This is a genomic window from Dorea acetigenes (assembly GCF_025567385.1).
In the GTDB taxonomy this organism is placed as follows: Bacteria; Bacillota; Clostridia; order Lachnospirales; family Lachnospiraceae; genus Claveliimonas; species Claveliimonas acetigenes.
In genome coordinates this window covers 1-23,261 of sequence record NZ_JAOQJU010000041.1, presented here as the reverse complement: position 1 = coordinate 23,261, position 23,261 = coordinate 1, and the positions used below count along the sequence as shown (strand labels likewise).

Below are 23,261 nucleotides of genomic sequence, written 5' to 3'. Positions count from 1 at the left end.
GACACCGCCAAAAGCTAATATATCTGCAATTTTCAAGGTTCCGATGGAGCCATTTTTTCAGCTCCATTTTTTCATAGACTACTTTACACTACCCCTTTGATTCCATCATAAAGTGTCAAGTAACCTGAATGTCAAGCATTTTCTTTAAGATTTCAAATCTTCTGGCTATTTTCATTTTAACACGTTCTTCTGGCTAGCAGAATCAAAAAAAGCCCTCATCCCCGATATTCAAAGGCTGAGAGCTCATCCTGCGGATGACAGGACTTGAACCTGCACGTCGTAGACACCAGATCCTAAGTCTGGCGCGTCTGCCAATTCCGCCACATCCGCATAGCACGAAATTATATTATCACCTTACCGGCGTCTTGTCAAATATAACAAACTTCAAAATCAGCTTTTCCCACTTCATCTACCTGCATCAAAATATAACTTGCCCTTCTTCCCTGCTGTCTCGGATAAGCAATACTCCCCGGATTCAGTGTAACCAGATCCGACTCAACCGTAAGCGCAGGCACATGCGTGTGGCCGTACATCACAATATCTGCTCCCCGCCCGCGGGCTTCCAGCTTCAGGCGTTCTTCTCCCATACTCACGTAATAGCCATGCCCGTGCGTAATGAATACATGATGCCCTCCTATAAAAAACTCTTCCTCCCTGGGAAGCTCGGAAAAGAAATCATTGTTGCCGCGAACCATATGTACCGGACAGTCAACCAGTGCTTCTATATCCTTCTCCCTGCCTTCTACATCTCCAAGATGTATCAGCGTATCTATATGCTCCGTCTGCTTCAAAACCTTTTCCAAATTCACATGAGATTTGTGCGTATCGCTGACAATTAGAATTCTCATACCCCGTCCTGCTCTTTCCTATTTACTCGCTTCCTTAAGTTTACTCTCGATTACCACACGCATCTTTCTGAGTCCCTCGCCCCGATGGCTTAATTCGTTCTTCTTCTCAGGCGGAAGCTGGGCGCTGGTACAATGATATTCCGGCAGGAAAAAGATTGGATCATATCCGAACCCATTTTCTCCGATAATCTCGTGTCCGATGATACCTTCCATGGTTCCCCGCACGACTTCTTCTGTCCCGTCCGGAAATACAGCCGCTATAGCGCAGACGAATCTTGCTGTACGCTTCTCATCCGGCACGCCGTCAAGCCGATCCAGAAGCGCCTGATTCTTAATATCATAAGAAGTATTCTCTCCCATATACCTTGCCGAATAAATCCCCGGCTCCTTATTCAGATAATCAATCTCCAGTCCTGAATCATCCGCCAGCACAATTGCATCTGTATATTTTGCAATCTCCCTCGCCTTAATCATGGCATTTTCCTCAAAAGTTGCTCCATCTTCAATTACATCCGCCGTAATCCCCGCTTCACGCTGAGAAAGGATCTCTATTCCCAAATCCTCCAATATCATACGGATCTCTATCATCTTATTTTCATTTCCCGTTGCAAATACTATTTTGTCCATCTTCTCTCCTGCCTTCCCCCGGCCGCTTCGGCGGCTTCGGTCCTAAAAACTGGTAAAAATATGTTTTCAACATTCCATTATATATTTTTCGGTTCTTATCCGCTTTGCGGCCAAAATACCGCTCTGCTTCTTCGTAGCTGGTAATCATATACGCAGACCAGGAATCCAGCGTCCGAAAGCTTTCGCCAAATGTCCGGTACAACGCCGGAAGATCTTTCTTATCCTCCAGCCGTTCTCCATACGGAGGATTCGTAATCACAAATCCATATTTCTTCGGATGTCTCAGTTCTTTCACATCTCTTTCCTGAAAATGTATCAGATGCTCCACTCCTGCTTCTCTGGCGTTGCGTCTCGCCACCTTTATTACCGAGCCATCTACGTCATATCCCTGAATGTCTGTCTCAATCTCATCATGAATCAACGCTTCTGCTTCATCAATACTGTCATACCAGTCTCTCTTCGGGATAAAGTTCTTCCACTCTTCCGCCGTAAAAGAACGATTCATGCCCGGCGCGATATTTGCAGCCATCATCGCCGCCTCGATTAGAAATGTCCCGCTTCCACAGAAAGGATCTACCAAAATCCGATCTTTGTTCCAGGGCGTCAGCATAATCAGCGCCGCCGCCAGTGTCTCTGTAATCGGCGCTTTCCCGGACACTTCCCGGTATCCCCGCTTATGCAGAGAGATTCCTGATGTGTCAATACCGACCGTCGCCACATCCTTCATAAAAAAGACTCTCACAGGAAAGGCTGCCCCCTCCTCTGTAAACCAGTCCGTATGATATCTCTCCTGCAGGCGCTTTACCATCGCTTTCTTCATAATTGACTGAATGTCCGAAGGGCTAAACAATTTGCTCTTTACAGAAGCGGCTTTTGCGACCCAGAACTTCCCATTTTCCGGAATGTATTCCTCCCAGGGAATTGCTCTCGTCTTTTCAAAAAGTTCATCAAAAGTAACTGCCCGGAACTGTCCGACTTTCAAAAGAATACGCTCCGCCGTGCGGAGAAATATATTGGCACGGCAAATTGCTTTCCTGTCTCCGTAAAAGGATACTCTGCCGTCTTCTACCTCTGAAATTTCATATCCCAGATTCAATATTTCTCTTTTCAGTACTGCCTCCAGGCCAAAATGGCACGGAGCAATCAACTCTATTCTGTCCATATACTACTCCAAATCATTGTCTTTCATCTTTCTACCATCTTACTTTCTTTCCATATATTTTGTCAAGAAGAACAGTAAGAAGAGTAAAGCAGAAGGAGAGACGCCTTTCGGTACGCCTCTCCTTCTGCTTTTTCCTTCATTTAGTAATTGCAATTCTGTCCTGCTGAATTCTTGTTTGTGGAATTCTGTCCATATGCATTCTTGTTCATCGTGTTCTTGTCGGATGCATTTCTGTTTGTGGTGTTCTTATCGGATGCATTTCTTGCATTCTTATTGTTTGCATTTCCCATATTGTTGTTAGATGAGCTGTAATTGTTTGACATATTCTATTCCTCCTAATCAATTTGATTACGGTCTTAGTATGTCTCTGTTACATCTTTTTATGTATATTTTTTTAATTTTTTCTTGCAATTTCTTCCATACTATATTATACTTATTGATGTAGGAAGAACACTTTCTACAACCCCTTATTAATTATTTATACTCCCCTCAAAAGACCGATGGCTCCCCCATCGGTCTTTTACTTTCTTCCTATTCTCTTCCATCACCATCGTCGGTTATCACCGATCAACTTCATTACCAGCACAATAATCAATATCGGGACGATAAAAGGAGCCAAAAGGCTGAAGATTCCTCCAATCACAGCTACCACCAACACCAATATCCCTATAATTCCCAAAAGGACCAGCAGTTTCTTCCACCAACTGTCTATCTGAAACACATGCGTATCTCTTCTTCCTGCGCTGCTGTATTCCTGACGATATCCCTGATTGTCCGACCGTCTGCTTCCCGCAGTCTCATATCCGGAATCTCCTTCCCGATAACCGCCCGTGCTCTCAGACATATCAATCACCGTCTGCGCCAGCACCCAGGGGTCTCCCAGTTCTGCGATAACCTCTTCTTCACTTCTGCCCTTGCTCACCTCTTCTGCTATATAAGAATCATAATATCGAATATTTTCCTGAACCACCTGGTTGTTCAAATCATTCGAGAGCGCTTCCCGAAGCTTTTCCAGGAATTCACTTCGTGTCATTCTTGTTTCCTCCTCCCGGTTCTGCCATACATTATATTATGATAACAAAGCGGACAAGTCCGCCTCGGATCGTTTTATAATATAGTATTATAAAAAACCTTGCACTTATCATATCATGTATAAATGATATTTCCAAGTGCAAGGTTCTTAATATTCTATAAACAAGCCGCCGTTCGGTTATAACAGCCCGTCACTTATGTATCCCTATACCTCAAACATCAGATCGCCATAGGACGGCATCGGCCATGCCTCTTTGTCAACAATCATCTCCAGTTTATCTACCGGCGCCCGGAGTGCATCCATGGATGTAAATACCACATCATGGTAGAATACAGCCTGATCCCGGCCTTCTTCCATAGCTCCGGCTTCCTCTGTCACCTCAATCAAATGTGACAGCGCTTTCTTCGTTTCTGCAAGAAGTCCGGATATTTCGTTAAGGAGCTCTGCCTGAACAGATGCGTCTGCGCCTGCTGCCTTCACAGCATTTACCGTATCCGCCAGTTCCTTCGTATATTTAATAATAGCCGGAATGATCTGCTTACTTGCCATGTCGATCATCGTCTTTGCTTCAATATTGATAGCCTTTGCATAATTCTCATATTTAATCTCTGCACGGGACTCCAGCTCAGCCTTGGTAAACACATGGAATTTCTCAAACAGCTTCACAGCCTTATCCGTCGTAAGGGAAGGAATCGCATCAACCATGGACTTAATATTCGGCAGTCCGCGTCTTTCCGCCTCTTCTACCCATGCATCTGAATATCCATTGCCATTGAAGATAATACGCTGATGCTCTGTCGCATACTGCTTAATCAAATCATGTACCGCCTTGTCAAAGTCTTCTGCATTCTCCAGAATATCACATGCCTCTGCAAATGCTTCTGCAACGATTGTATTCAGTACTACATTTGGTCCTGCGATAGAATCACGGGATCCTACCATACGGAATTCAAATTTATTACCTGTAAATGCAAATGGTGAAGTTCTGTTTCTGTCTGTCGCATCTTTGGAAAGCTCCGGCAGCGTGCTGACGCCTGTCTCCAGCTTTCCGCCCTTTAAGCTGTGGGTTGCCTCGCCGGTCGTAATCAACTGTTCAATCACATCCTCGAGCTGCTCGCCAAGGAAAATAGAAATAATTGCCGGAGGAGCTTCATTTGCCCCAAGTCTGTGGTCGTTACCCGGATCAGATGCAGATTCACGGAGCAGATCTGCGTGGGTATCTACCGCTTTCAGAATACAGGTAAGTACCAACAGGAACTGAACATTTTCGTGCGGTGTTTTTCCCGGATCTAACAGGTTCTTACCGTCATCCGTGGTAATGGACCAGTTGTTGTGCTTACCGGAACCGTTGACACCTGCAAACGGTTTCTCGTGAAGAAGGCACTTCATACCATGCTGGCACGCAACCCGCTTCAAGGTCTGCATAATCAGATGGTTATGATCAACCGCAATGTTGCACGGCGCATAGATCGGAGCCAATTCATGCTGGGCAGGAGCCACCTCATTATGCTGTGTCTTTGCAGTCACGCCTACCTTCCAGAGCTCTTTATTGACATCCTTCATAAAGCCTGCAATTCTCTGGCGGATCGTTCCAAAGTAATGGTCGTCTAATTCCTGTCCTTTGGGAGGCATCGCTCCGAATAACGTACGTCCCGTATAAATCAGGTCTTTTCTCTGCTCAAACTTCTCCGCATCAACCAGGAAATATTCCTGCTCCGGTCCTACGGAAGGCGTTACCTTCTTAGAAGTTGTATTGCCAAAGAGACGGAGCAGCCGCAGAGCCTGCTCATTAATTGCTTCCATAGAACGCAGAAGCGGTGTCTTCTGATCAAGCGCCTCACCCGTATAAGAACAGAACGCTGTCGGAATACACAAAGTTGCTCCCGCCGCATCTTTTCTGACAAATGCCGGCGACGTACAATCCCACGCTGTATATCCTCTTGCCTCAAATGTCGCGCGGAGACCGCCTGACGGGAACGAGGATGCATCCGGTTCTCCTTTAATCAATTCCTTTCCGGAGAAGCTCATCAGAACCTTTCCGTTTTCCATAGGCGCTGAGATAAACGAATCATGTTTTTCAGCAGTAACGCCCGTAAGAGGCTGAAACCAGTGAGTGTAATGTGTTGCGCCTTTTTCAATTGCCCATTCCTTCATCTCATGTGCAATTACATCAGCAGTAGCAAGGTCTAATTCCTTACCTTCTTCAATCATCTTCTTCAAATCTCTGTAGACTTTCTTCGGAAGACGTTCCTGCATTACAGTGTCATTAAATACATCTTCACCAAAAATATCTGCTACATTAAATACTTCACTCATATTTCTCGTTTCCTTTCTTTGTTTTTACCTAAACAGGCACTACCGCTTTTATGATATAGCAATCTGCCGGTTTTCGCAAGTAGTAGTTTTTCATAACAGAAAAAAGGGCGCTCCAACCAATGTCGGAACGCCTTTGTTCTTGCTATGCCTGTTAGTATAACGCAATTCGCCGCAAAATGCAAGCATTAAATTCTATGCATTGATTCTTTCCTGAATATAATTCTCAAGAACCCGAACCGTTCCATCGACCTGCAGCGGACTGCTGTTAATACAAATATCATAGTGTCTGGAATCTCCCCATTTTGTATCAGCATGTCTGTTATGATAGCGTTTTCTCTTTCTGTCGTGTCTTGCCATCTTTACCAACGCTTCTGCCTCACTCAATTGATAGCGTTCCATGACACGCGCCGTCTTCTGTTCTTTCTTTCCGCTGACGAAAATAGAAATCAATCCCTCATAATCCTTTAGAATTGCTTCTGAGCAGCGTCCGACAACCACAAAAGACTCTCCCTTGTCTGCTTTTTCTTTAATAAAATCAAACTGAATCTCCGCAAGAATCTCTTCCATGGAATTCGTATACTTTCCTACCGTTCTTGTCAGCATATAATTTCTTGGTTTCTCATCATACTTCTCCAAAAGTTCTACCTGCACATTCATCTCAGCCGCAATCTCATCAAGCATTTTTCTGTCATAGAACTTCATTCCCAGATCTTTTGCAATCTTTTCGGCTATCTCGTGCCCGCCGCTGCCGAATTCACGGCTTACAGAAATAATAGTCTGCCCTGCCATACTCTAACCTCCATTGAAAGCATTCTACGTTCCGGCTTAGCAGTAACGTAAAATAATGAATACTGTTGATACGATTAACACAATAACAGTTGCCGGGATCGCTGTCTTGCAATACTCTCCCCAACCAATCACATGACCGTTCTTTGCTGCAACAGATGTTCCGACTACATTGGCTGACGCCCCGATCGGTGTCGCGCTGCCGCCGATATCCGTTCCCATTGCAAGCGCCCACGCAAGTACGGAAAGATCAACTCCTTGTGTTGCCGCAAGACTCTTAATAACAGGAACCATGGTAGCTGCAAACGGAATATTGTCAACAAATGCACTTGCAAGCCCTGAAACCCATACGATAATCGCAACCATAAGTGCAAAATTCCCTTTACTTACCGTTCCGATCGCTCCGGCAATTACCTCAAGAATCCCCGTCTGTTCCAGACCGCCCACTACCATAAAAAGACCGACAAAAAAGAGAAGCGTCTTATAGTCAATCTTTTTCAAAAGGTCAAGCGCATGCCTTCCGGCTGCAAGCAGCGTCACAATTGCCACTGCCACTCCAATTAACGCTACCGTAAATCCGGTCTGCGCATGTGTAATCAATAATATGATAGCACAAAGAAAGATCAGGCTGCTAATCACAAAATCTTTTTTGTTTGTAATTGCTTCTTTCGGATCCGGCATGGAAGCTGCATCCACTCCATCGCCTTCCTGTGTCTTCAGCTGCTTATGAAATACCATAAAGAAATATAATACAACAAGAATCAAACTGATTCCGGCAATTACACCTGTATTCGTAATGAAATCAACAAAGGAGTACCCCAGTGATGTTCCGATAATGATGTTCGGCGGGTCGCCGCACATAGTCGCCGAGCCACCCAGATTCGCGCAGAATATTTCCGACAGTATCATAGGAACCGGATTGAATTTCAAAAGCTTTCCAAGCTCCACCGTCACGGCTGCCAGGAACAGAATTACCGTAATACTGTCAATAAACATAGCAAGCACGGAAGACATAATCATAAATACAATAAACAGCGGTACCGGCTTGTAATTCACAAGTCTCGCAAGCTGCATGCACAGCCAGCGGAAAAATCCAGCTTTCGCCATTCCTTCTACCATAATCATCATACCCGCAATAAAAAGAATGGTCGCCCAGTTAATTCCTGACACGCTTTCTTCCGCGCTTCCGGCAGAATACCAAAATCCCACAGTAAAAATATTTTTTACATTCAACGTCTCAATAATAGCATCCACATCACGCATAGCAATACCAAACACCAGAATTAGTGTAAGCATACCACATGCCAGTGTAATGTATTGTCTTTCAATTTTGTCCATAATAATCAATATGAACATGGCAATAAAAATAATCACTGCCAAACTTTGTGCAACTATCACTGTTATTACCTCCTTTGTTTTTCACCAGCCCTTTTTGGCGCTGATTTTATCTTCTATATTAACGCACACGCTTTATTATAACTCTTTCAATTTCTTACGTCCACTAAAAATTTGATATTTTTTCCCCATTCGCAAAGAACCGACAGCTAAAGCTGCCGGTTCTCTCTAAAACTTCAGATATTTATTCTGCATCTGATTATATCTTATCAACACTGCCTAATACATTTGTAATCTTGTGAGCTACCATATCCTTAACAGCCTGGCGCGCCGGTTTCAGATACTGGCGTGGGTCAAAGTGATCCGGATGCTCAGCAAGATATTTACGAATGTTACCTGTCATAGCAAGACGGATATCGGAATCGATATTAATCTTACATACAGAAAGCTCTGCTGCGTGACGAAGCTCTGCTTCCGGAATACCGATTGCATCCGGCATATTTCCGCCGTACTGGTTCACCATTGCAACAAACTCCTGCGGTACAGAAGAAGATCCGTGCAGTACGATCGGGAATCCCGGCAGACGCTTTGTACATTCTTCCAATACATCAAAACGAAGCGGCGGCGGTACCAGAATGCCGTCTGCGTTGCGTGTACACTGGGAAGCTTTGAACTTGTAAGCACCATGTGATGTTCCAATTGCAATTGCCAGAGAATCACATCCTGTTCTTGTTACGAATTCTTCTACTTCTTCCGGACGTGTATAACTTTCCTGTCCTGCTTCTACAACCACTTCATCCTCTACGCCTGCAAGTGTTCCAAGCTCAGCCTCTACTACTACTCCATGCGCGTGAGCATACTCAACTACCTGCTTTGTAATTGCAATATTCTCCTCAAATGACTTGGAAGAAGCATCAATCATAACGGAAGTAAATCCGCCGTCAATACAGCTCTTACAGGTCTCGAAGCTATCGCCATGATCCAGATGCAGCGCAATCGGGATCTCCGGATTCTCTAAAACAGCAGCTTCTACTAACTTCACAAGATATGTGTGGTTCGCATAAGCACGTGCTCCTTTCGATACCTGAAGAATTACAGGGCTCTTAAGCTCTCCGGCCGCCTCTGTAATACCCTGGATAATCTCCATGTTGTTGACGTTGAAAGCGCCGATTGCATATCCGCCGTCGTAAGCCTTCTTAAACATCTCAGTTGTTGTTACTAATGCCATAACTCTTACCTTCTTTCCTAAAAAATCTCTGTCCTAACACATACGTCAATCTACAAGACTGAATGACCTTTGTCCATTGACGTTATCCACAAACATTATATCCCAATTTAACGCAAAACTCAACAAATGTTTTTCTTTCCCCGAGAGAAATAGTAACAAAAAAACATCCACAGACCAAATCTGTAGATGTTTTCCAAGTGACTCCGAGGGGAATCGAACCCCTGATTCCAGCGTGAGAGGCTAGCGTCTTGACCGCTTGACCACGGAGCCCCGTACTTGCTTATTATAGCACCCTATTCTCTAATAAGCAAGTACTTTTTTTATTTTTTTTCAGTTCAGCCATAAGTCGGATTGTGGGTGAATCATGCTTGCATGAATGAACACACGATCCGGCTTATGGCTGAACTGTAACTACGCTTTCTCTTCTTCTTCGGAAATCGACAACGTCCCGATATACTTTTCCGGAACCATAATCTGAAGCGCTTTATTCAAATTCTTAACCGTAACCGTATCATGGCTTCCGCCATACTCTCCATCCAGCGTCCACGGGATCTCTTCCAGTGATTCAAAGGAAATCTCACTCGTCTTAAACGTATACATATGTCTGGTATTCACCTGCTCAATAAGCAGCGCCGCTATGATTTCCTGAAGCTCAATCGGATTCTTAGGCATCTTTATTAACGTAACTTCAAATACTCCGTCGTCAAAATGCACATTCTTTCCTATCATATTGCGAAAGCCGCCTACCGAGCGGGAATTCGTCACCATCCCGAATATAAATTCTTCTTCTATCGTCTCTCCGTCATGCGTTACTTTCATCCGATAGGAAGGAACATTCACCAGACGCTTCGTTCCTTCCAGCAGATATGCCAAATGTCCCAGTACATTTTTGACTTCCTGCTTTGTCTGATAAGACACATCTGTAAACAAACCAAAAGCGGCTATGTACACAAATATTCCATCATTAAATTTCCCCACATCACAGGGAAAAGCCTTTCCGCTTACTGCATTGTCCGCCGCCGCCAAGATGTTTTTGGGTATCTTCAGGCTATTGGCAAAATCATTCGTGGTTCCCGTAGGGATATATCCCACCGGAACCCTCTCTTCTCTCTCCATCATGCCGCTGACAACCTCATCAATCGTCCCGTCTCCTCCGCTGCACACCACCAGATCATACCGGTCTGTATACGTAAGGATTTTCTTATATGCATCATGATAAGCCTGCGTCGGGTAAATGACTACCTCATATCCCGCCTTTACAAAAATATCTACAATATCAGACACTTTAGGCTTCAAAAGTCCTTTTCCTGCATGCGGATTATATACAAATAGCAGTTTCTTCATATCCTTTTCCTCCTAACGATAGAAATAAAGCGGGCAAATCTGCCTCAGACTCCCTATATTATAACAAAGGCCGCAGCCGGAAATCTTCCGGCAGCAGCCTGTATTTTCTTAATTATTTCTGGTTTGCCAGGAATTTCTCTACTCCCAGAATAGCTTCCTTCTCATCTGCGCCGTCTGCAATCACCGTAAATTCTTCTCCTCCGCTGAAGGTAAGGCTCATCATCCCCATAATGCTCTTCGCATTTACTTGTTTGTCATCCACTTCTATGTATACCTTGCTGGCATACTGGCTTGCCTCCTGTACCAGAAGCGCTATCGGACGTGCATCCAAACCTTTGACATTTTGCATAGTTACAAGTTTCTTAATCATAGTGTTCCTCCTACTTTTCCCTTAACTTATCTGCTACTTCACTTAACTTCCTAAGTCTGTGGTTCACTCCTGATTTGCCTACGGGCGTCTCCAGAAGATTCCCTAACTCCTTTAATGTTGCTTCGGGATATGCAAGACGTGTAAGGGCGACGTCTTTCAATCCTTCCGGCAATTTATCCAAACCGATCGTATCGCGAATATATTCTATGTCTTTCACCTGCTTAACCGCAGCAGACACCGTCTTATTAATATTCGCCGTCTCACAGTTCACCTTCCTGTTCACACTATTACGCATCTCTTTTAAAATACGCACATTTTCCAACTCCATGAGCGCAACATGTGCCTCCATAATATTCAGCACATCTACGATCTGTGATCCTTCTTTCAAATATATTACGTAATTCTTTTTACGCTTTACAATCTTGGCATCCAGCCCAAAGCTGTTCATAATTTCCTGCAGGTGGCGCGCTCTGTCCTCCGTACCGCACACAATCTCGAAATGATAAGATTTACTCGGATTACTCACAGAACCTGCTGCCAGAAAAGCGCCTCTTATATACGCCCTCTTGCAGCATACCGGCTGAACAGACGCTCTCTCAATTGCCTGCAGCCCTTCTCCTTTTGCCCGCAGCAGATAGCTCACACTGCCTTTCTGCGGATTTCTGCGCACACAGCTCTGTATAAAAATTTCTTTCCTTATATTAAATGTTTTTTCCAACAATGTAAAGCACTTTCTTATAACAGAAATATTTTCCGTATAAATTTTCAGCCCGAAACTTCCGTTTTCTTCCCTGTGTATCTCACCGCACATTCCAATGAGCGCAGAAAGCTCCGCAAGCTGACAATGTCTCGCTCTCGCACAGTGCTTTGACAACTCTTCCTTAATCTCTCCTGAAAACGACATTTTTACTCCTACATCTTTTTGGTAATTGCATCTTTTTCAATGTCTCTGTGCTCTATCTTAATTCCGTAGTCTCCTTCGTCTTTCTGAAGAGCCTCATACAACTCATTTGCCAATGTGACAGAACGATGCTTCCCTCCGGTACATCCCACCGCAATCACAAGCTGCGTCTTCCCTTCCGCAATATAATTCGGAATCAGGAAACGTATCATATCTACAAGCTTATCCAGAAATTCTTCCGCCTTGTCATTACTCATCACATACTCCCGCACCTCACGGTCATTTCCGCTCATTGGGCGAAGTTCTTCTATATAATATGGATTCGGAAGAAAACGAACGTCAAATACCAGATCCGCATCCCCCGGAATCCCATATTTGAATCCAAAAGAGAGTACCGTAATATAAAGATTTTTATAGTCTTTATTTTCCACAAAAATACTGTTGATCTCTTTTTTCAATTCTCGCGTCAGCATCCGGCTTGTATCGACCAGCCAGGAGGCACGCTTCCTAAGGACTTCCATTTCTTTTCGTTCCCGCGCAATTCCCTGATCTACTCTATTCGGACCCGCAAGCGGATGTGCCCGCCTGGTCTCTTTATATCTTTTCACCAGCACATCATTCGACGCATCCAGAAATAGGATCTCATAAGAAAGCTTCATTTTATCCAGTTCTGTAAGAGCCTTTTCTATCTCCTGAAAACTTTGTCCGCTTCGGATGTCAAGTCCCAGCGCAATCTTATTAATCTCCGTACTTGGCACCATAAGAAGCTCACCCAGCTTGGGCACCAATGGAACAGGCAGATTATCCACACAAAAATAACCGACATCTTCCAGCATCTTAAGCGCCGTACTCTTTCCGGCACCGGACATTCCAGTAACAATTACAAATCTCATGCCTAAAACTCTCCCAGTCTTTTTACTTCAGGCTCCAAGGTAACTCCGAACTGCTCTTCTACCTTTGCAGACACCTGTTTCATCAATTCATCTACATCTGCCGCCGATGCATTGCCGCAGTTAATCACAAACCCACAGTGCTTCTCCGACACCTGGGCGCCTCCGACCCGATAACCGCGAAGCCCGGCGTCCTGAATCAGCTTTCCTGCAAAATATCCTTCCGGTCTCTTAAATGTACTTCCCGCGCTCGGATATTCCAGCGGCTGTTTTGTTATTCTCTTTTCTCTTAATTCTTCCATTTTCTGACGGATAGCCTCTTTGCTGCCTTCTTTAAGTTCCAAAAGCGCTTCCACCACAATATAACCTTTCCTTGCGAACACACTGGTTCTATATCCCAGCTCCAGTCTGTCCTTCGGAATCGTCAGAAATTCTCCGTCCGCCGCAAGCGCTGTCACAGAAAGAAGCACATCTTTCATCTCACCGCCATAAGCTCCCGCATTCATCACGCAGGCCCCGCCAAGGGTTCCCGGAATACCAGAAGCGAATTCGAAACCGGTAAGTCCCGCCTCCAGTGCAGCATTTGCCACTCTGGCAAGAGACGCGCCTGCCTCTGCCCGGATCACATTCCCCTCTGTCTCTATTTTGCTCATTTCTTTATAAAGCTGAATGATCACACCTCTGTATCCCTTGTCGGAAACCAGTAGATTGCTTCCATTTCCAATAATATAAAAAGGCGTCCCACATTCCCGGCAAACTGTTATGATACGCCTTATCTCATCCTTTGTCTCCGGCATCACAAAGTAATCCGCCGGTCCGCCAACCCGGAACGTGGTATGCTTTTTCATCGGTTCCTGTAAAAGCACTTTCTGTCTGCCAAGAACTTTCTCTAACTCATCTTTCACTTCAAACCCCATATCCGTCTCCTCGTCTTTTTTACTACCTGTCAATCATACACTAAAATCTCCATAAATTCAACGAGCTCTTGCAAATTCAGTGGAAATGCGTTATCATTAGTGCTAAGCTTCAGTGTCCACTGGCACTATTATACATTATTCAAAAAGGAGTGATTTTATCATTGGACTCGAGTGTCGTCATACAATTGATAATACTTGTAATTTTGCTGCTGCTTTCCGCATTCTTTTCATCTGCGGAGACAGCTCTGACAACCGCAAATAAAATTCGGATACGTACCCTGGCAGATGAGGGAAATAAGCGTGCCAAAACGCTTCTGCATGTTACGAACAATTCCGGGAAGATGCTCTCAGCGATTCTGATTGGCAATAACATCGTGAACCTGACCGCATCATCTTTAACCACGTCGCTTGCTTACAGGCTGGGCGGACAGATGGTTGCCGTTGCCACCGGAGTTCTCACGGTTCTTATTTTGCTTTTCGGTGAGATTACACCAAAAACGATGGCCACCATACATGCAGAAAAGATGGGGCTTGCCTACGCGCCAATCATTAATGTCTTTATGAAGCTTATGACTCCTGTCATCTTTATTATTAATGGACTTTCCACAGGGATTTTATTCCTGTTCCGTGTAGATCCGAATGCAAAATATAAGACCATGACCGAAGGTGAGCTTCGCACGATTGTCAATGTCAGCCATGAAGATGGCGTAATCGAATCGGAAGAAAAAGAGATGATCTACAATGTATTTGATCTGGGCGACGCTAAAGCTAAAGATGTTATGGTTCCCCGCGTCCATGTTACTTTCGCAGATGTGGAAAGCACCTATGATGAATTAATTGAGATTTTTCGTGAAGATAAGTTTACAAGGCTCCCGGTATTTGAAGAGACTACGGACAATGTCATCGGTACCATCAACATGAAAGACCTTCTGCTATTTGACAACACAAAGGAATTTCATGTCCGCGACATCCTGCGTGAAGCTTACTTTACGTATGAATATAAAAACATATCAGAATTGCTGGTAGAGATGCGTAATGCTTCTTTCAATATCGCCATTGTTCTGGATGAATACGGCGAGACGGCCGGTCTGATTACCCTGGAAGATCTTCTGGAAGAGATTGTCGGCGAGATTCACGACGAATATGATGAGAACGAGGAAGACTTTGTAAAAGAAGTCGGCAAACGCGAGTATATTATCGAAGGCTCTATCAATCTGGAAGACTTAAACGACCGCCTGGATCTTGATTTATCTTCCGATGATTATGATTCTCTCGGCGGATTAATCATCCAGTATCTTGACCGTCTGCCCGAGGTAGGCGACGAAGTAACTACACCGGAAGGTATTCGTATGGTAGTAGAGAAATTAGATAAAAACCGAATCGAGCAGGTTCATGTGTATCTCCCTGAACCTGTCAAAGATAATAAAGAAGACGGGCACGAATAATCGCGCCCGTCTTCTTCTCTGCCGGGACGCCATGCTCCGCCAGATATCACTTCCGTCATTCACTGACAATAACTGTCTGATAGCCTTCCCGCTTCAACCGTCTCTCCATCAATGCCGCTTCTTCCAGATTGTCGAATCCTCCCACCTGTACTCTTAAGTACTCTCCCGAATCATCGATAAACGCCGGAAAATCCATCTCCATCAATTCATTTCTAAGTCTTTCTGCATACATACGATTCCGGAATGCACCTACCTGCACCCGATAATTCACCGGCATGTAACCGGAGTGCTCCGGATTTGGCATATTCTGCGAATTCGATGGATTCTGTAGATTCGTTGCACCGCCGTATTCTCCCGGAATCAAATGATTTGTCTCCAGAACATCCAGAATCCCGGATGCAATTGCCTGGGCGATAGCATCAAAATTATCATCAAAAAGCTGATTATCTGTGTCCGAATTCATAAACCCGACCTCCACCAGCACTGCCGGCATTTTCGTCCGCTTCAGTACCACCAGGTTCGGTCTTGCAGTCACACCAAGATTCACAAAACCGATTGCCTCCAGTTGTTCATTGATGCTCTCTGCAATCTGAAGCTTAAGGCCAGACAGGTCATATACCAGAGACTCTACCCCTGACACTACATTATCTGTAGGGAAAGAATTTCTGTGAATAGAGATAAACAGGTCCACTCCCGCTTCATTTGCCTCCATCGCTTTCTGGTAAGGCGTCTCATATACATCCGTCGTTCTGGTATATTCCACCTGTATTCCATTTTCCTGCAGGATTTCACCCACCGCAAGCGCAAGACGGAGATTATCGTCTTTTTCCTGCCTTCCGTTGTATACGGCGCCCGGATCCCGTCCCCCATGTGCTGGTTGTTGTTTGCGCAAATATGGTATGTATTCCCCAGTATATATGGGGAGTTAGAAATGTATTGAGATTAGATAGCCTTTTTCTCCAAGTCCTCACAGTAAACGCTTGAAAATAAATGTTCCAACTCATTTCCGAAGTTGTATGAGATTTTAAGTTTGCGGTTTTCATAAACTGTTATCTGGTCTATCATTTCCACAATAATATCTCTGTCTAATTCTTCAATGTCTTTCAGTTCCAACAACCGTCTTAACCACGGTGTTTCAAAAACATCTTCTGTTACACTTTCCTTTTTCTTTTCTTCCAGCGTTTCAATCTGTTTGGAGTAAAGCGTTTCTTTTTGTTGATAGTCCTCTCGATAAGAAAGAAATTCTTCTTTAGAAATCAGTTCGTCTTTGTAATCTTCATAAATTGACTTTTTCAGCTTCTTCACTCTTTCAAGTTCTGCTTTTAACTTTGTCAGTTCTATGTCTGTTGATTTTCTGATTTTTGTTGCTGTGAAAGATTGTGATTTTACAAGTTCCTGCAAGTTCTCTACATTGCGGATAATCTGCTTTAAATCTCCCAGCACAATATCATTCAATACTTGAAACGGGAGCGTATGCGGAGTGCAATAATCTTTTCCGCTTCTTTTGTAAGTTCCACAATAGAATGAATAGGACTTACTTCCGTCAGCACGTCGCCAGAAATTTTTCATCATTGCCCGACCACAATCGCCACACTTGATAAAACCTGCAAAGATATTTTTATTTGTTTCTAAATCAATATCCCTATGCTTTTTCGTCAGCAGTTTTTGTACCTTACCCCACAGTTGACGGTCTATAATCGGTTCATGGGTATTTTCAACCCTTATCCAGTTTTCTTTCTCAACTGGACGCTGTTTGCTTCTCATTCGTTGATGTTTCTTTCCTTGTACCATATTTCCAATATAAAGCTCATTTTGTAACATCACTTTAATCGTGGAATATGTCCAATAAGAAGTTTTCTCTAAACGGTTGCAATTTTTGTAATTTTCGCCGTTGAGCTTTTTATATTCCGACGGACAAAGGATACCCTCTGCATTTAGTGTTTTGGCAATGCTTTGTTTTCCTATTCCTTGTGCATACATAGAAAATACTCTTTTTACAACTTCGGACGCATATTCATCAATCACAAGTTTATTTTTATTTGCAGGAGATTTCTTATAACCATAACTTGTAAAAGCTCCGATAAATTCTCCTGCTTTCTGCTTTGATTTTACAGTCGCTTGAATTTTATTAGAAATATCTCTGGCATACTGCTCGTTGAATATATTTTTAATAGGAAGTAACATATCGTATGCCTGCTTCATACTATCAATATTATCTGTTACAGAAATAAAACGAACATTAAGCTCTGGAAATATTCTTTCCAAATATCGCCCCGTATCAATGTAATCTCGTCCGAAACGGGAAAGGTCTTTTACAACAACACAATTTACCTTGTTATCTTCAATGTCAGCAATCATTCTATGAAAGTCTGGTCTATTGAAATTCGTTCCCGTAAAACCGTCATCAATATAAACATCATATAAGATAAAGTCATCATGCTTGTTCACATATTCTGTTAAAAGTTTTCTCTGATTTCCTACACTATCGCTTTCTTCCTTATCTCCGTCCTCTCGTGATAATCTGATATAAATAGCCACGTTAAATAAGTTTGAACCTTTTTGATAAATCATTTTTCCACCTATTCAACTGCCGTACCTATGATAATATTATACCATAAAGTACGGCTTCTTTCCATTGTTTTCAAGGGTTTTACCCTCTTGATAGTCCTTTTTTCACATGAGATTTCACGATACGGACAAGCAATTCCTCTACGGAAAATTTACCTAAAAATTCCCGTTCTACGATATATTGTGCAGGTTCTTTTTTAGCCAAGTTATCAGCCCCCTTAGTCAGCTATCTATTCTCAACATACGCACATAGGCTTATCCAATATGCGTATTTTTCACAATGTTACAGAAGCAGACAGACGGCTTTGGAAAGCTCCGTTAGTATCTCAACTATTCCCATTCTTGTGGGCAGAACCGCACCATGCGGACGTATCATTATCTTGTGAGGATAGGTCGTGGCAAAACGACTTTTCCAACAGTCGCTCTCGGATCACTGCGTGGGTCGCTCGCTTTCTTTTGAAAAGGTCGTGGCGTACAGTCCCCGTGGCTCGCTATCTCACAAACGTATCTGTCTGCTTTATTCAGTTGTCAAAGAGCTGTGGCGAAAGCGTGTTGCTTTCATGTAAAAGCAGGTGCAGAGCAGGAAAGAGGGGATTGAACAAATCATACTCTGCGGTTACTGCTTGTTATTCTTCTTCGATTTCTAAGGCAATATCAAACCCTAAAATCATTTTGATAAGTGCTTCTCTGATAAGTCCCTTTAACTCCATATCTACAACAATATAAACATTGCCGTATTCATCATAGAGTGGACGCAGACAGCACTTTGATATGTACGGGTCATAAAATGCCAGTGTCTTTTCAATCGCTTTTTCGTCCCCGTCCATTGCTTGTGAAAGCAAATAGTAGGACGGCTTCTTCATTGTGTGTTTCATTTGTTATCATTTCTCCTTTAGTATTTTTTTCATAAGCTCTAGTGAATTGTGTCGGTTTTGAAAAACACCACTTCTTGAAATATTTTGTCTTTTTGCAATCTCGGTATCGCTCATTTCCAAGAAATAATACATCAGCAAATTTTCTCGATTACGCTCAGACAAATGTTTCAAGGCTTCTGCCAATTCATCATCACAAATACGAATATCACTACCACATACATTGAAAATCGTATAGTTCGTATCGTAGTCGTCCCAGACAGCCAGATTTTCTACAACGATTTCTGGAAGTTCACAAAAAAGCGTTTCTTCCTTTTGTCGTCGCTTTAATTTCTTCTGATAGTCCTTAACAACATGTCGGACAACTTTCTTCAAACAACTTTCAAAACGGCATTGAACTGTTTTCTGGAAGTCAGACGGTTTCATCAATCGCACCCCCTTTCCGTTACGACGTGAAAAGTGGTTATCCCTCTTTCCGCACCATATAGGGAACGGCAGGTGTGATTTGCTAAGTTGAAACCGAAAAAATTTAAAAATTTTTTTAGGCATGAAAAAAGCCCGCACAAAACATATAGTTTTATACGAGCTATTAAAGCTGTAAGATATTCAGTTTTTAATAAAATGCTATTAAGTAGTGTATGATTGTATAGAATTTCGCTTAAAATGTTCCATAATACAATCCCCATTACAGCATTTGTTTTGTATTACACTTTTGTCTTTTTGGTAATCTTATAAATATATTCTTCTGGTGTAGGGCGTTTATTCCCAAAATACTTTTTGAAATTTGCCTGCACCTCTGGGTCGGTGCTATTCATAGCTTCATCAATCGTAGCTTCAATATCCGCCCGAACATCAGCCAATGATACACCGCCAGCTTTTGCACCAGCTTTCAATGCCTTTTTTATATCTCTTTTGTTCAGTCCTATCATATTCATACCTCAATTCTACTTTTTAAAGCTAATAAGTTTTCCGTTGTATTTTACAATGATGAATATGATATAAAACACTCCTACAACAATCAAAATAAGACCTATGTAATAGCCTAATTCAGAATGAGAGATTAAATTGATAATCGGCATAACAAGAATACCAATACTAACCAGTAAAGTGCCTATTCCTATTTTTTTTGTAAACACCTTTTTATCTTTAGGGTCAAGTTGTGTATAATGATAACCATGTAATAAAGTAATATTCTCTTTTATTCCTATTTGATAAGATATAAAAAGTAAAAACAATCCTATAACTATTTCAACAATCAATTCCTCTAATTCCATAATCGTTCTCTCCTTTAATCAAAATAAAATAATTCTTCAAATTTTTTATCTAAAGCTATACAAAGCACTAATGCCAATTTTGCTGTTGGATTAAATTGTCCAGTTTCAATAGAACTAATTGTATTCCGAGAAACCCCGACTAGTTCAGCTAATTCTGTTTGTGATAATTTTTTTTCTTTTCGTACAGTTTTTAATCTGTTTCGCAAAATTAAATGTTCGTCCATTCTATAAACCTATCATTAAAAATTTATAAAAGTAATACCCCATAAATAGAAGAAAGAATAAAGCAATAACAAATTTGGATTTATTTTTTGAAATATGTGCTTCATAACCCATAGAGCCAAATGCCACAGACCCAATAATTGTCATTATATCATAGTAAGGTTCTTTACAAACTGCTTTAATGAAAAGAATTAAAATGCAGATAAATAAAACAAACATTAAGCCAAAAGATTTCCCTTGAAGTTTAATATGTTTTTCGTATTCATCAAGATATAGATTCTCTTTTTTGTTTTGTGATAGTATTTTTTCTTTATCCATTATATAACGCTCCTTTCAAATAATACCAAGTACACTTGTCATTTATATTATAGCATTCGGTCATTACAAGTCAATATTTTTGCACAGTTTTCTTGTCGTTTTGTAAAAGCGTGCAAATCTGATAGGAAATGCACGCTATATCATTTATCCTACAATCTTCCAGTTGCTATCCTTATGTAGTACAAGTTCATACTGCGATACCTGCGTCGCTTTTGTCTGATTATCAATGAATTTTACCGCAACCTTGACTTTCACATTGTCCCCGTCCTTTGTAAAGATAGGGTTTACCAATTCAGAATAAAGGTAGTCCCTGCCGATAGGTTCAATCACATTTCCAGCTACATAGTAGGCAAGCTCTTTTTCTGTGGCTGTTGGATAGAGCTTAAAGAATGTTTCCAGAAATGCGGTAGCGTCATTGACAGTATCAGCGTCTACACTTGCGTCTGCTTCTGGTGTCTTTGGCTCATAGTCTGATTTTTCGATTGCTGGTGCAAGGGTAGGGTTCTGAACGATTACCATATCCCCGTCAGCGTCTACATGGACTTTTACGGTATAGGTTGCCTTGACATTACTTGTCTGTTCTCCCTCTTTTATCTGCTGATCTACTTCGTAGGTAGCAGAAAAAGTGTCCGTTCCTGATTGCTCGATATGCCACACAATCACATCTGTAACTGTGGAGCTGGTCGGTATATCCGTTCTGATTGTATCAACATTCAAGTCCTGCAATTCCTTTGTCAGATAACTGCTGATTGCCTGCGTCCTTGCTTCAATCGCTTCTTTGCTGTTATTCCATGTGTAGTAGGACTTCGCAAAATTCTTCACGAAATTTTCTATCCCGTTGGTGTCCTGCAAGCGAAGCTCAATGATTTCTTTTTCATGGGTGGTGTGCTGGTCGATAGCGGTAAAATTCTTATACACCCCAAAGCTCACGCTTGCGATAAGCACCACCCACAACGCAATCACGGTTTTCTTATGTGTGCCTACCTTGACAGTATGCACCTTTTTTTCTTTTGGTTCTTTGATAGTTTCTGTCTGTTTCTTATTCTTCTTAAACATATTTTCAAGTCCTTTCTATTGTTTTACTCGTCCTGCACCGATTAAGTGCTGTTGCCAGTAACTACTACTTAGGTCTGCATATCCTATCGGGTCGCCTGCATGGTACATCTGGTTATTTCCTACATAAATGCCGACGTGGGTTACATACGAACCAGCGTTATAGGTAGAATGGAAAAATACCAAGTCCCCAGCCTTTGCCTGCGAAAGTGGAAGATGTTGGGTAGCGTCATACTGTGCTTGTGCCGTTCTTGGCAAGGAGATACCAGCTTTTCCATAACACCATTGCACAAGTCCGCTACAATCAAAGGAAGTGTTCGGGTTACTGCCACCATACACATACTTCCAGCCTTGATATTTCAATGCTTCATTCATTACCTTTTGTGCCAGCTCTCCCGACACCTGCGGAACAGTTAGATATTGATTGACTAATTCGACGTAGAACATATTTCCATAGCCATACCGCCAGCCCCCGTTCTTCGCAACGGCTATCGGGTTGGTGTAGGTTACTTTTTTACCGCCCGACTTCTCACGAGCGAAGCTCTCTGAAAGGTTAAAGGTGTGTTTTTTCCCTTTTCCTGCCACATATCCCACATAGCCACCGCCATAGTTATAAGACTGTATCGCTACATTCAAATCGTCGATACCTTGATTTTTGCAGGAAGAAAGCAGGGACGCAAAATACTTACACCCCTGCTTGATTGAACTTTCTGTATCTAAGGAATTAGGCGGTAAACCAAGACTTTCCGAACTCTGCATAACATCTTCTGCCGTACCGCCACTTTCTACTTGAATGATAGCAAGTAGCACATTGACATACTCGGAGATACCGTTTTCTCTAGCGTATTTTTCCACCATAGGCTGATGTTTCAAGACTTCTGCGGATAAGTTCATACCCGTAATGCCAGAAGAAAAGTTGCTGTTCTCGTCGTCGCTGTCCGCACTAATGAGGACACCAAAGAAAAGCACCAGAGAAAAGAGGATAGGAAACAGACTGCCGATAATAGCGATATGTTTCAGTTTCATTTTTTCTTCTGTCCTTTCTTCGTTACAAGGTTACGGGTTTTCTCTGTGGTCTGCTGGTTCTTCTGGACGCTCTGCGTCTGCTGAACCTTTGTCCTGCGGTCTTTGGTGTCATTCTGGTGTGTTTCCTGCGATACCACTTTTTCTACATTCTGCCTATGTACTGTTTGTGTAGGCTGGGTCGCTTTTCTATCAGAAGCACCAGAAGATAACGGACGCTCTTTGATAACATTTGTTTTGACTAACTCACTTGCTTTTGAAGTGGTCGCTGTGGCAGGACGTTTGACTTCCTGCGTTTTTTCAGCACTCGGCTTTGGAATGATTGAAGCTGTGGCTGGTCGCTCATGGGAACGGGTAGCTCCCGTTGTCGCTGATCCGTCAGCCTTTCGCTGTGCCTGCCTTGCTTCTTGTGCCTTTTGAAGCTCCATACCTTTGTCAGCGATATTCTGTCTATGCTGTTCCTGCTTTTCCAAGCGTCCCGACTGTCTGGACTGCTGTTCCTGCACTACGCCACGCTTGAAATCGGACACGCTGGACTTTGCCTTTTCCTTTGCGGAATACACCGCATAAGCGGTCTGTGTCGGCATATCCTTGATGTTTTCTTTGACAGCATTTGCCTTGTCTTTCACTTTATTTTTTGATGTGGTATAAAAAAAGTTGACACCCCATTCTCAAGGATTTGAGATATAATCTAGAGAATAAGGAGTGAACAAAATGGCAGAAAACAGA

Annotated in this window: 26 protein-coding genes, 2 tRNA genes and 1 pseudogene; 1 reads left to right on the top strand and 28 read right to left on the bottom strand. The window is 42.7% G+C overall.

What is annotated here, in order from left to right; translation table 11 throughout:
- Positions 1-249: 249 nt before the first annotated feature.
- The 16 genes from OCV99_RS17225 to murB form a co-directional block, all read right to left on the bottom strand.
- Positions 250-330: transfer RNA gene (locus OCV99_RS17225), tRNA-Leu, on the bottom strand.
- A gap of 38 nt (positions 331-368) precedes the next feature.
- A complete protein-coding gene (locus OCV99_RS17220) occupies positions 369-848 on the bottom strand; it encodes a metallophosphoesterase family protein (protein WP_158372253.1) in 480 nt (159 codons plus the stop codon).
- Positions 849-866: 18 nt separating this feature from the next.
- Entirely contained in the window at positions 867-1,475 is a 609-nt protein-coding gene (locus OCV99_RS17215) for an XTP/dITP diphosphatase (RefSeq protein ID WP_158372251.1), read from the bottom strand.
- Entirely contained in the window at positions 1,444-2,637 is a 1,194-nt protein-coding gene (locus OCV99_RS17210) for a THUMP domain-containing class I SAM-dependent RNA methyltransferase (RefSeq protein ID WP_158372248.1), read from the bottom strand. The genes OCV99_RS17215 and OCV99_RS17210 overlap by 32 nt, the downstream gene beginning before the upstream one ends.
- Positions 2,638-2,777: 140 nt before the next feature.
- A complete protein-coding gene (locus OCV99_RS17205) occupies positions 2,778-2,960 on the bottom strand; it encodes a hypothetical protein (RefSeq protein WP_227193336.1) in 183 nt (60 codons plus the stop codon).
- A gap of 221 nt (positions 2,961-3,181) precedes the next feature.
- A complete protein-coding gene (locus OCV99_RS17200) occupies positions 3,182-3,670 on the bottom strand; it encodes a DUF1700 domain-containing protein (protein ID WP_158372246.1) in 489 nt (162 codons plus the stop codon).
- Between the two features lie 204 nt (positions 3,671-3,874).
- Positions 3,875-5,986: a glutamine synthetase III family protein gene (locus tag OCV99_RS17195; RefSeq protein ID WP_158372244.1), complete on the bottom strand. Its 2,112-nt coding sequence runs from the start codon at positions 5,984-5,986 to the stop codon at positions 3,875-3,877.
- Positions 5,987-6,178: 192 nt separating this feature from the next.
- The gene (locus tag OCV99_RS17190) at positions 6,179-6,775 is read right to left on the bottom strand and encodes a cytidylate kinase-like family protein (RefSeq protein ID WP_158372242.1); all 597 of its coding nucleotides are present in this window, start codon (positions 6,773-6,775) and stop codon (positions 6,179-6,181) included.
- A 36-nt stretch (positions 6,776-6,811) separates the two neighbouring features.
- Positions 6,812-8,170 (bottom strand): ArsB/NhaD family transporter, encoded by a 1,359-nt coding sequence (locus OCV99_RS17185; protein ID WP_158372240.1) that lies wholly within the window; start codon positions 8,168-8,170, stop codon positions 6,812-6,814.
- A 196-nt stretch (positions 8,171-8,366) separates the two neighbouring features.
- Complete coding sequence (fba, locus tag OCV99_RS17180; RefSeq protein WP_158372238.1) at positions 8,367-9,335, bottom strand: class II fructose-1,6-bisphosphate aldolase; 969 nt, start codon at positions 9,333-9,335, stop codon at positions 8,367-8,369.
- A gap of 198 nt (positions 9,336-9,533) precedes the next feature.
- Positions 9,534-9,605 (bottom strand) — tRNA-Glu (locus tag OCV99_RS17175).
- A 141-nt stretch (positions 9,606-9,746) separates the two neighbouring features.
- A complete protein-coding gene (locus OCV99_RS17170; protein WP_158372236.1) occupies positions 9,747-10,679 on the bottom strand; it encodes a diacylglycerol/lipid kinase family protein in 933 nt (310 codons plus the stop codon).
- A 112-nt stretch (positions 10,680-10,791) separates the two neighbouring features.
- Positions 10,792-11,049, bottom strand: a complete 258-nt coding sequence (locus OCV99_RS17165) for an HPr family phosphocarrier protein (RefSeq protein WP_158372235.1) — start codon at positions 11,047-11,049, stop codon at positions 10,792-10,794.
- A gap of 10 nt (positions 11,050-11,059) precedes the next feature.
- Positions 11,060-11,953: a DNA-binding protein WhiA gene (gene whiA / locus OCV99_RS17160; RefSeq protein ID WP_158372233.1), complete on the bottom strand. Its 894-nt coding sequence runs from the start codon at positions 11,951-11,953 to the stop codon at positions 11,060-11,062.
- An 8-nt stretch (positions 11,954-11,961) separates the two neighbouring features.
- A complete protein-coding gene (gene rapZ / locus OCV99_RS17155; RefSeq protein WP_158372231.1) occupies positions 11,962-12,843 on the bottom strand; it encodes an RNase adapter RapZ in 882 nt (293 codons plus the stop codon).
- A 2-nt stretch (positions 12,844-12,845) separates the two neighbouring features.
- Positions 12,846-13,757, bottom strand: coding sequence for a UDP-N-acetylmuramate dehydrogenase (gene murB / locus OCV99_RS17150; RefSeq protein ID WP_158372229.1), 912 nt, complete (start codon positions 13,755-13,757; stop codon positions 12,846-12,848).
- Positions 13,758-13,918: 161 nt separating this feature from the next.
- Here murB and OCV99_RS17145 point away from each other — a divergent pair, with 161 nt between their 5' ends.
- Positions 13,919-15,202, top strand: a complete 1,284-nt coding sequence (locus OCV99_RS17145; RefSeq protein ID WP_158372227.1) for an HlyC/CorC family transporter — start codon at positions 13,919-13,921, stop codon at positions 15,200-15,202.
- A 55-nt stretch (positions 15,203-15,257) separates the two neighbouring features.
- Here the strand turns inward: OCV99_RS17145 and OCV99_RS17140 are convergent, their stop codons facing one another.
- From OCV99_RS17140 to OCV99_RS17085, 12 genes and pseudogenes are all read right to left on the bottom strand, one after another.
- Positions 15,258-16,103, bottom strand: a complete 846-nt coding sequence (locus OCV99_RS17140; RefSeq protein WP_465245506.1) for an N-acetylmuramoyl-L-alanine amidase — start codon at positions 16,101-16,103, stop codon at positions 15,258-15,260.
- A gap of 41 nt (positions 16,104-16,144) precedes the next feature.
- Positions 16,145-17,773 carry a recombinase family protein gene (locus OCV99_RS17135; RefSeq protein ID WP_158372223.1) on the bottom strand — a complete coding sequence of 543 codons (1,629 nt, stop codon included), beginning with the start codon at positions 17,771-17,773 and terminating at the stop codon, positions 16,145-16,147.
- 79 nt (positions 17,774-17,852) lie between these two features.
- Positions 17,853-17,975: a hypothetical protein gene (locus tag OCV99_RS17130; protein ID WP_002323371.1), complete on the bottom strand. Its 123-nt coding sequence runs from the start codon at positions 17,973-17,975 to the stop codon at positions 17,853-17,855.
- 421 nt (positions 17,976-18,396) lie between these two features.
- Positions 18,397-18,645 (bottom strand): helix-turn-helix domain-containing protein, encoded by a 249-nt coding sequence (locus tag OCV99_RS17125; RefSeq protein WP_158372221.1) that lies wholly within the window; start codon positions 18,643-18,645, stop codon positions 18,397-18,399.
- Positions 18,646-18,651: 6 nt separating this feature from the next.
- Entirely contained in the window at positions 18,652-19,068 is a 417-nt protein-coding gene (locus tag OCV99_RS17120; protein ID WP_118617568.1) for an RNA polymerase sigma factor, read from the bottom strand.
- Positions 19,069-19,346: 278 nt separating this feature from the next.
- Positions 19,347-19,571 (bottom strand): hypothetical protein, encoded by a 225-nt coding sequence (locus OCV99_RS17115; RefSeq protein ID WP_055171218.1) that lies wholly within the window; start codon positions 19,569-19,571, stop codon positions 19,347-19,349.
- A 15-nt stretch (positions 19,572-19,586) separates the two neighbouring features.
- Positions 19,587-19,916, bottom strand: a complete 330-nt coding sequence (locus OCV99_RS17110) for a DUF3784 domain-containing protein (RefSeq protein WP_009243023.1) — start codon at positions 19,914-19,916, stop codon at positions 19,587-19,589.
- Between the two features lie 14 nt (positions 19,917-19,930).
- Positions 19,931-20,140 (bottom strand): helix-turn-helix transcriptional regulator, encoded by a 210-nt coding sequence (locus OCV99_RS17105; protein WP_005342572.1) that lies wholly within the window; start codon positions 20,138-20,140, stop codon positions 19,931-19,933.
- A 1-nt stretch (position 20,141) separates the two neighbouring features.
- On the bottom strand, positions 20,142-20,456 hold the full coding sequence (locus OCV99_RS17100; RefSeq protein ID WP_055267761.1) for a DUF6442 family protein: 315 nt from the start codon (positions 20,454-20,456) through the stop codon (positions 20,142-20,144).
- 144 nt (positions 20,457-20,600) lie between these two features.
- Positions 20,601-21,512 (bottom strand): conjugal transfer protein, encoded by a 912-nt coding sequence (locus OCV99_RS17095; protein ID WP_158372219.1) that lies wholly within the window; start codon positions 21,510-21,512, stop codon positions 20,601-20,603.
- Between the two features lie 15 nt (positions 21,513-21,527).
- Positions 21,528-22,535 (bottom strand): C40 family peptidase, encoded by a 1,008-nt coding sequence (locus OCV99_RS17090; RefSeq protein ID WP_158372217.1) that lies wholly within the window; start codon positions 22,533-22,535, stop codon positions 21,528-21,530.
- Positions 22,532-23,173: pseudogene (locus OCV99_RS17085) on the bottom strand (YtxH domain-containing protein); the annotation flags it as partial. The pseudogene OCV99_RS17085 and the gene OCV99_RS17090, both read right to left, overlap by 4 nt.
- Positions 23,174-23,261: the final 88 nt, after the last annotated feature.

Coding starts and splice junctions, on each gene's coding strand:
- OCV99_RS17165 (WP_158372235.1), bottom strand. CDS start 11,049: ATGATTAAGAAACTTGTAACTATGCAAAATGTCAAAGGTTTGGATGCA.
- OCV99_RS17090 (WP_158372217.1), bottom strand. CDS start 22,535: ATGAAACTGAAACATATCGCTATTATCGGCAGTCTGTTTCCTATCCTC.
- OCV99_RS17105 (WP_005342572.1), bottom strand. CDS start 20,140: ATGGACGAACATTTAATTTTGCGAAACAGATTAAAAACTGTACGAAAA.
- murB (WP_158372229.1), bottom strand. CDS start 13,757: ATGGGGTTTGAAGTGAAAGATGAGTTAGAGAAAGTTCTTGGCAGACAG.
- OCV99_RS17095 (WP_158372219.1), bottom strand. CDS start 21,512: ATGTTTAAGAAGAATAAGAAACAGACAGAAACTATCAAAGAACCAAAA.
- fba (WP_158372238.1), bottom strand. CDS start 9,335: ATGGCATTAGTAACAACAACTGAGATGTTTAAGAAGGCTTACGACGGC.
- OCV99_RS17200 (WP_158372246.1), bottom strand. CDS start 3,670: ATGACACGAAGTGAATTCCTGGAAAAGCTTCGGGAAGCGCTCTCGAAT.
- OCV99_RS17220 (WP_158372253.1), bottom strand. CDS start 848: ATGAGAATTCTAATTGTCAGCGATACGCACAAATCTCATGTGAATTTG.
- OCV99_RS17190 (WP_158372242.1), bottom strand. CDS start 6,775: ATGGCAGGGCAGACTATTATTTCTGTAAGCCGTGAATTCGGCAGCGGC.
- OCV99_RS17170 (WP_158372236.1), bottom strand. CDS start 10,679: ATGAAGAAACTGCTATTTGTATATAATCCGCATGCAGGAAAAGGACTT.
- OCV99_RS17115 (WP_055171218.1), bottom strand. CDS start 19,571: ATGATAGGACTGAACAAAAGAGATATAAAAAAGGCATTGAAAGCTGGT.
- OCV99_RS17215 (WP_158372251.1), bottom strand. CDS start 1,475: ATGGACAAAATAGTATTTGCAACGGGAAATGAAAATAAGATGATAGAG.
- OCV99_RS17120 (WP_118617568.1), bottom strand. CDS start 19,068: ATGAAACCGTCTGACTTCCAGAAAACAGTTCAATGCCGTTTTGAAAGT.
- OCV99_RS17135 (WP_158372223.1), bottom strand. CDS start 17,773: ATGATTTATCAAAAAGGTTCAAACTTATTTAACGTGGCTATTTATATC.
- OCV99_RS17125 (WP_158372221.1), bottom strand. CDS start 18,645: ATGAAACACACAATGAAGAAGCCGTCCTACTATTTGCTTTCACAAGCA.
- OCV99_RS17100 (WP_055267761.1), bottom strand. CDS start 20,456: ATGGATAAAGAAAAAATACTATCACAAAACAAAAAAGAGAATCTATAT.
- rapZ (WP_158372231.1), bottom strand. CDS start 12,843: ATGAGATTTGTAATTGTTACTGGAATGTCCGGTGCCGGAAAGAGTACG.
- OCV99_RS17195 (WP_158372244.1), bottom strand. CDS start 5,986: ATGAGTGAAGTATTTAATGTAGCAGATATTTTTGGTGAAGATGTATTT.
- OCV99_RS17110 (WP_009243023.1), bottom strand. CDS start 19,916: ATGGAATTAGAGGAATTGATTGTTGAAATAGTTATAGGATTGTTTTTA.
- OCV99_RS17210 (WP_158372248.1), bottom strand. CDS start 2,637: ATGGACAGAATAGAGTTGATTGCTCCGTGCCATTTTGGCCTGGAGGCA.
- whiA (WP_158372233.1), bottom strand. CDS start 11,953: ATGTCGTTTTCAGGAGAGATTAAGGAAGAGTTGTCAAAGCACTGTGCG.
- OCV99_RS17205 (WP_227193336.1), bottom strand. CDS start 2,960: ATGTCAAACAATTACAGCTCATCTAACAACAATATGGGAAATGCAAAC.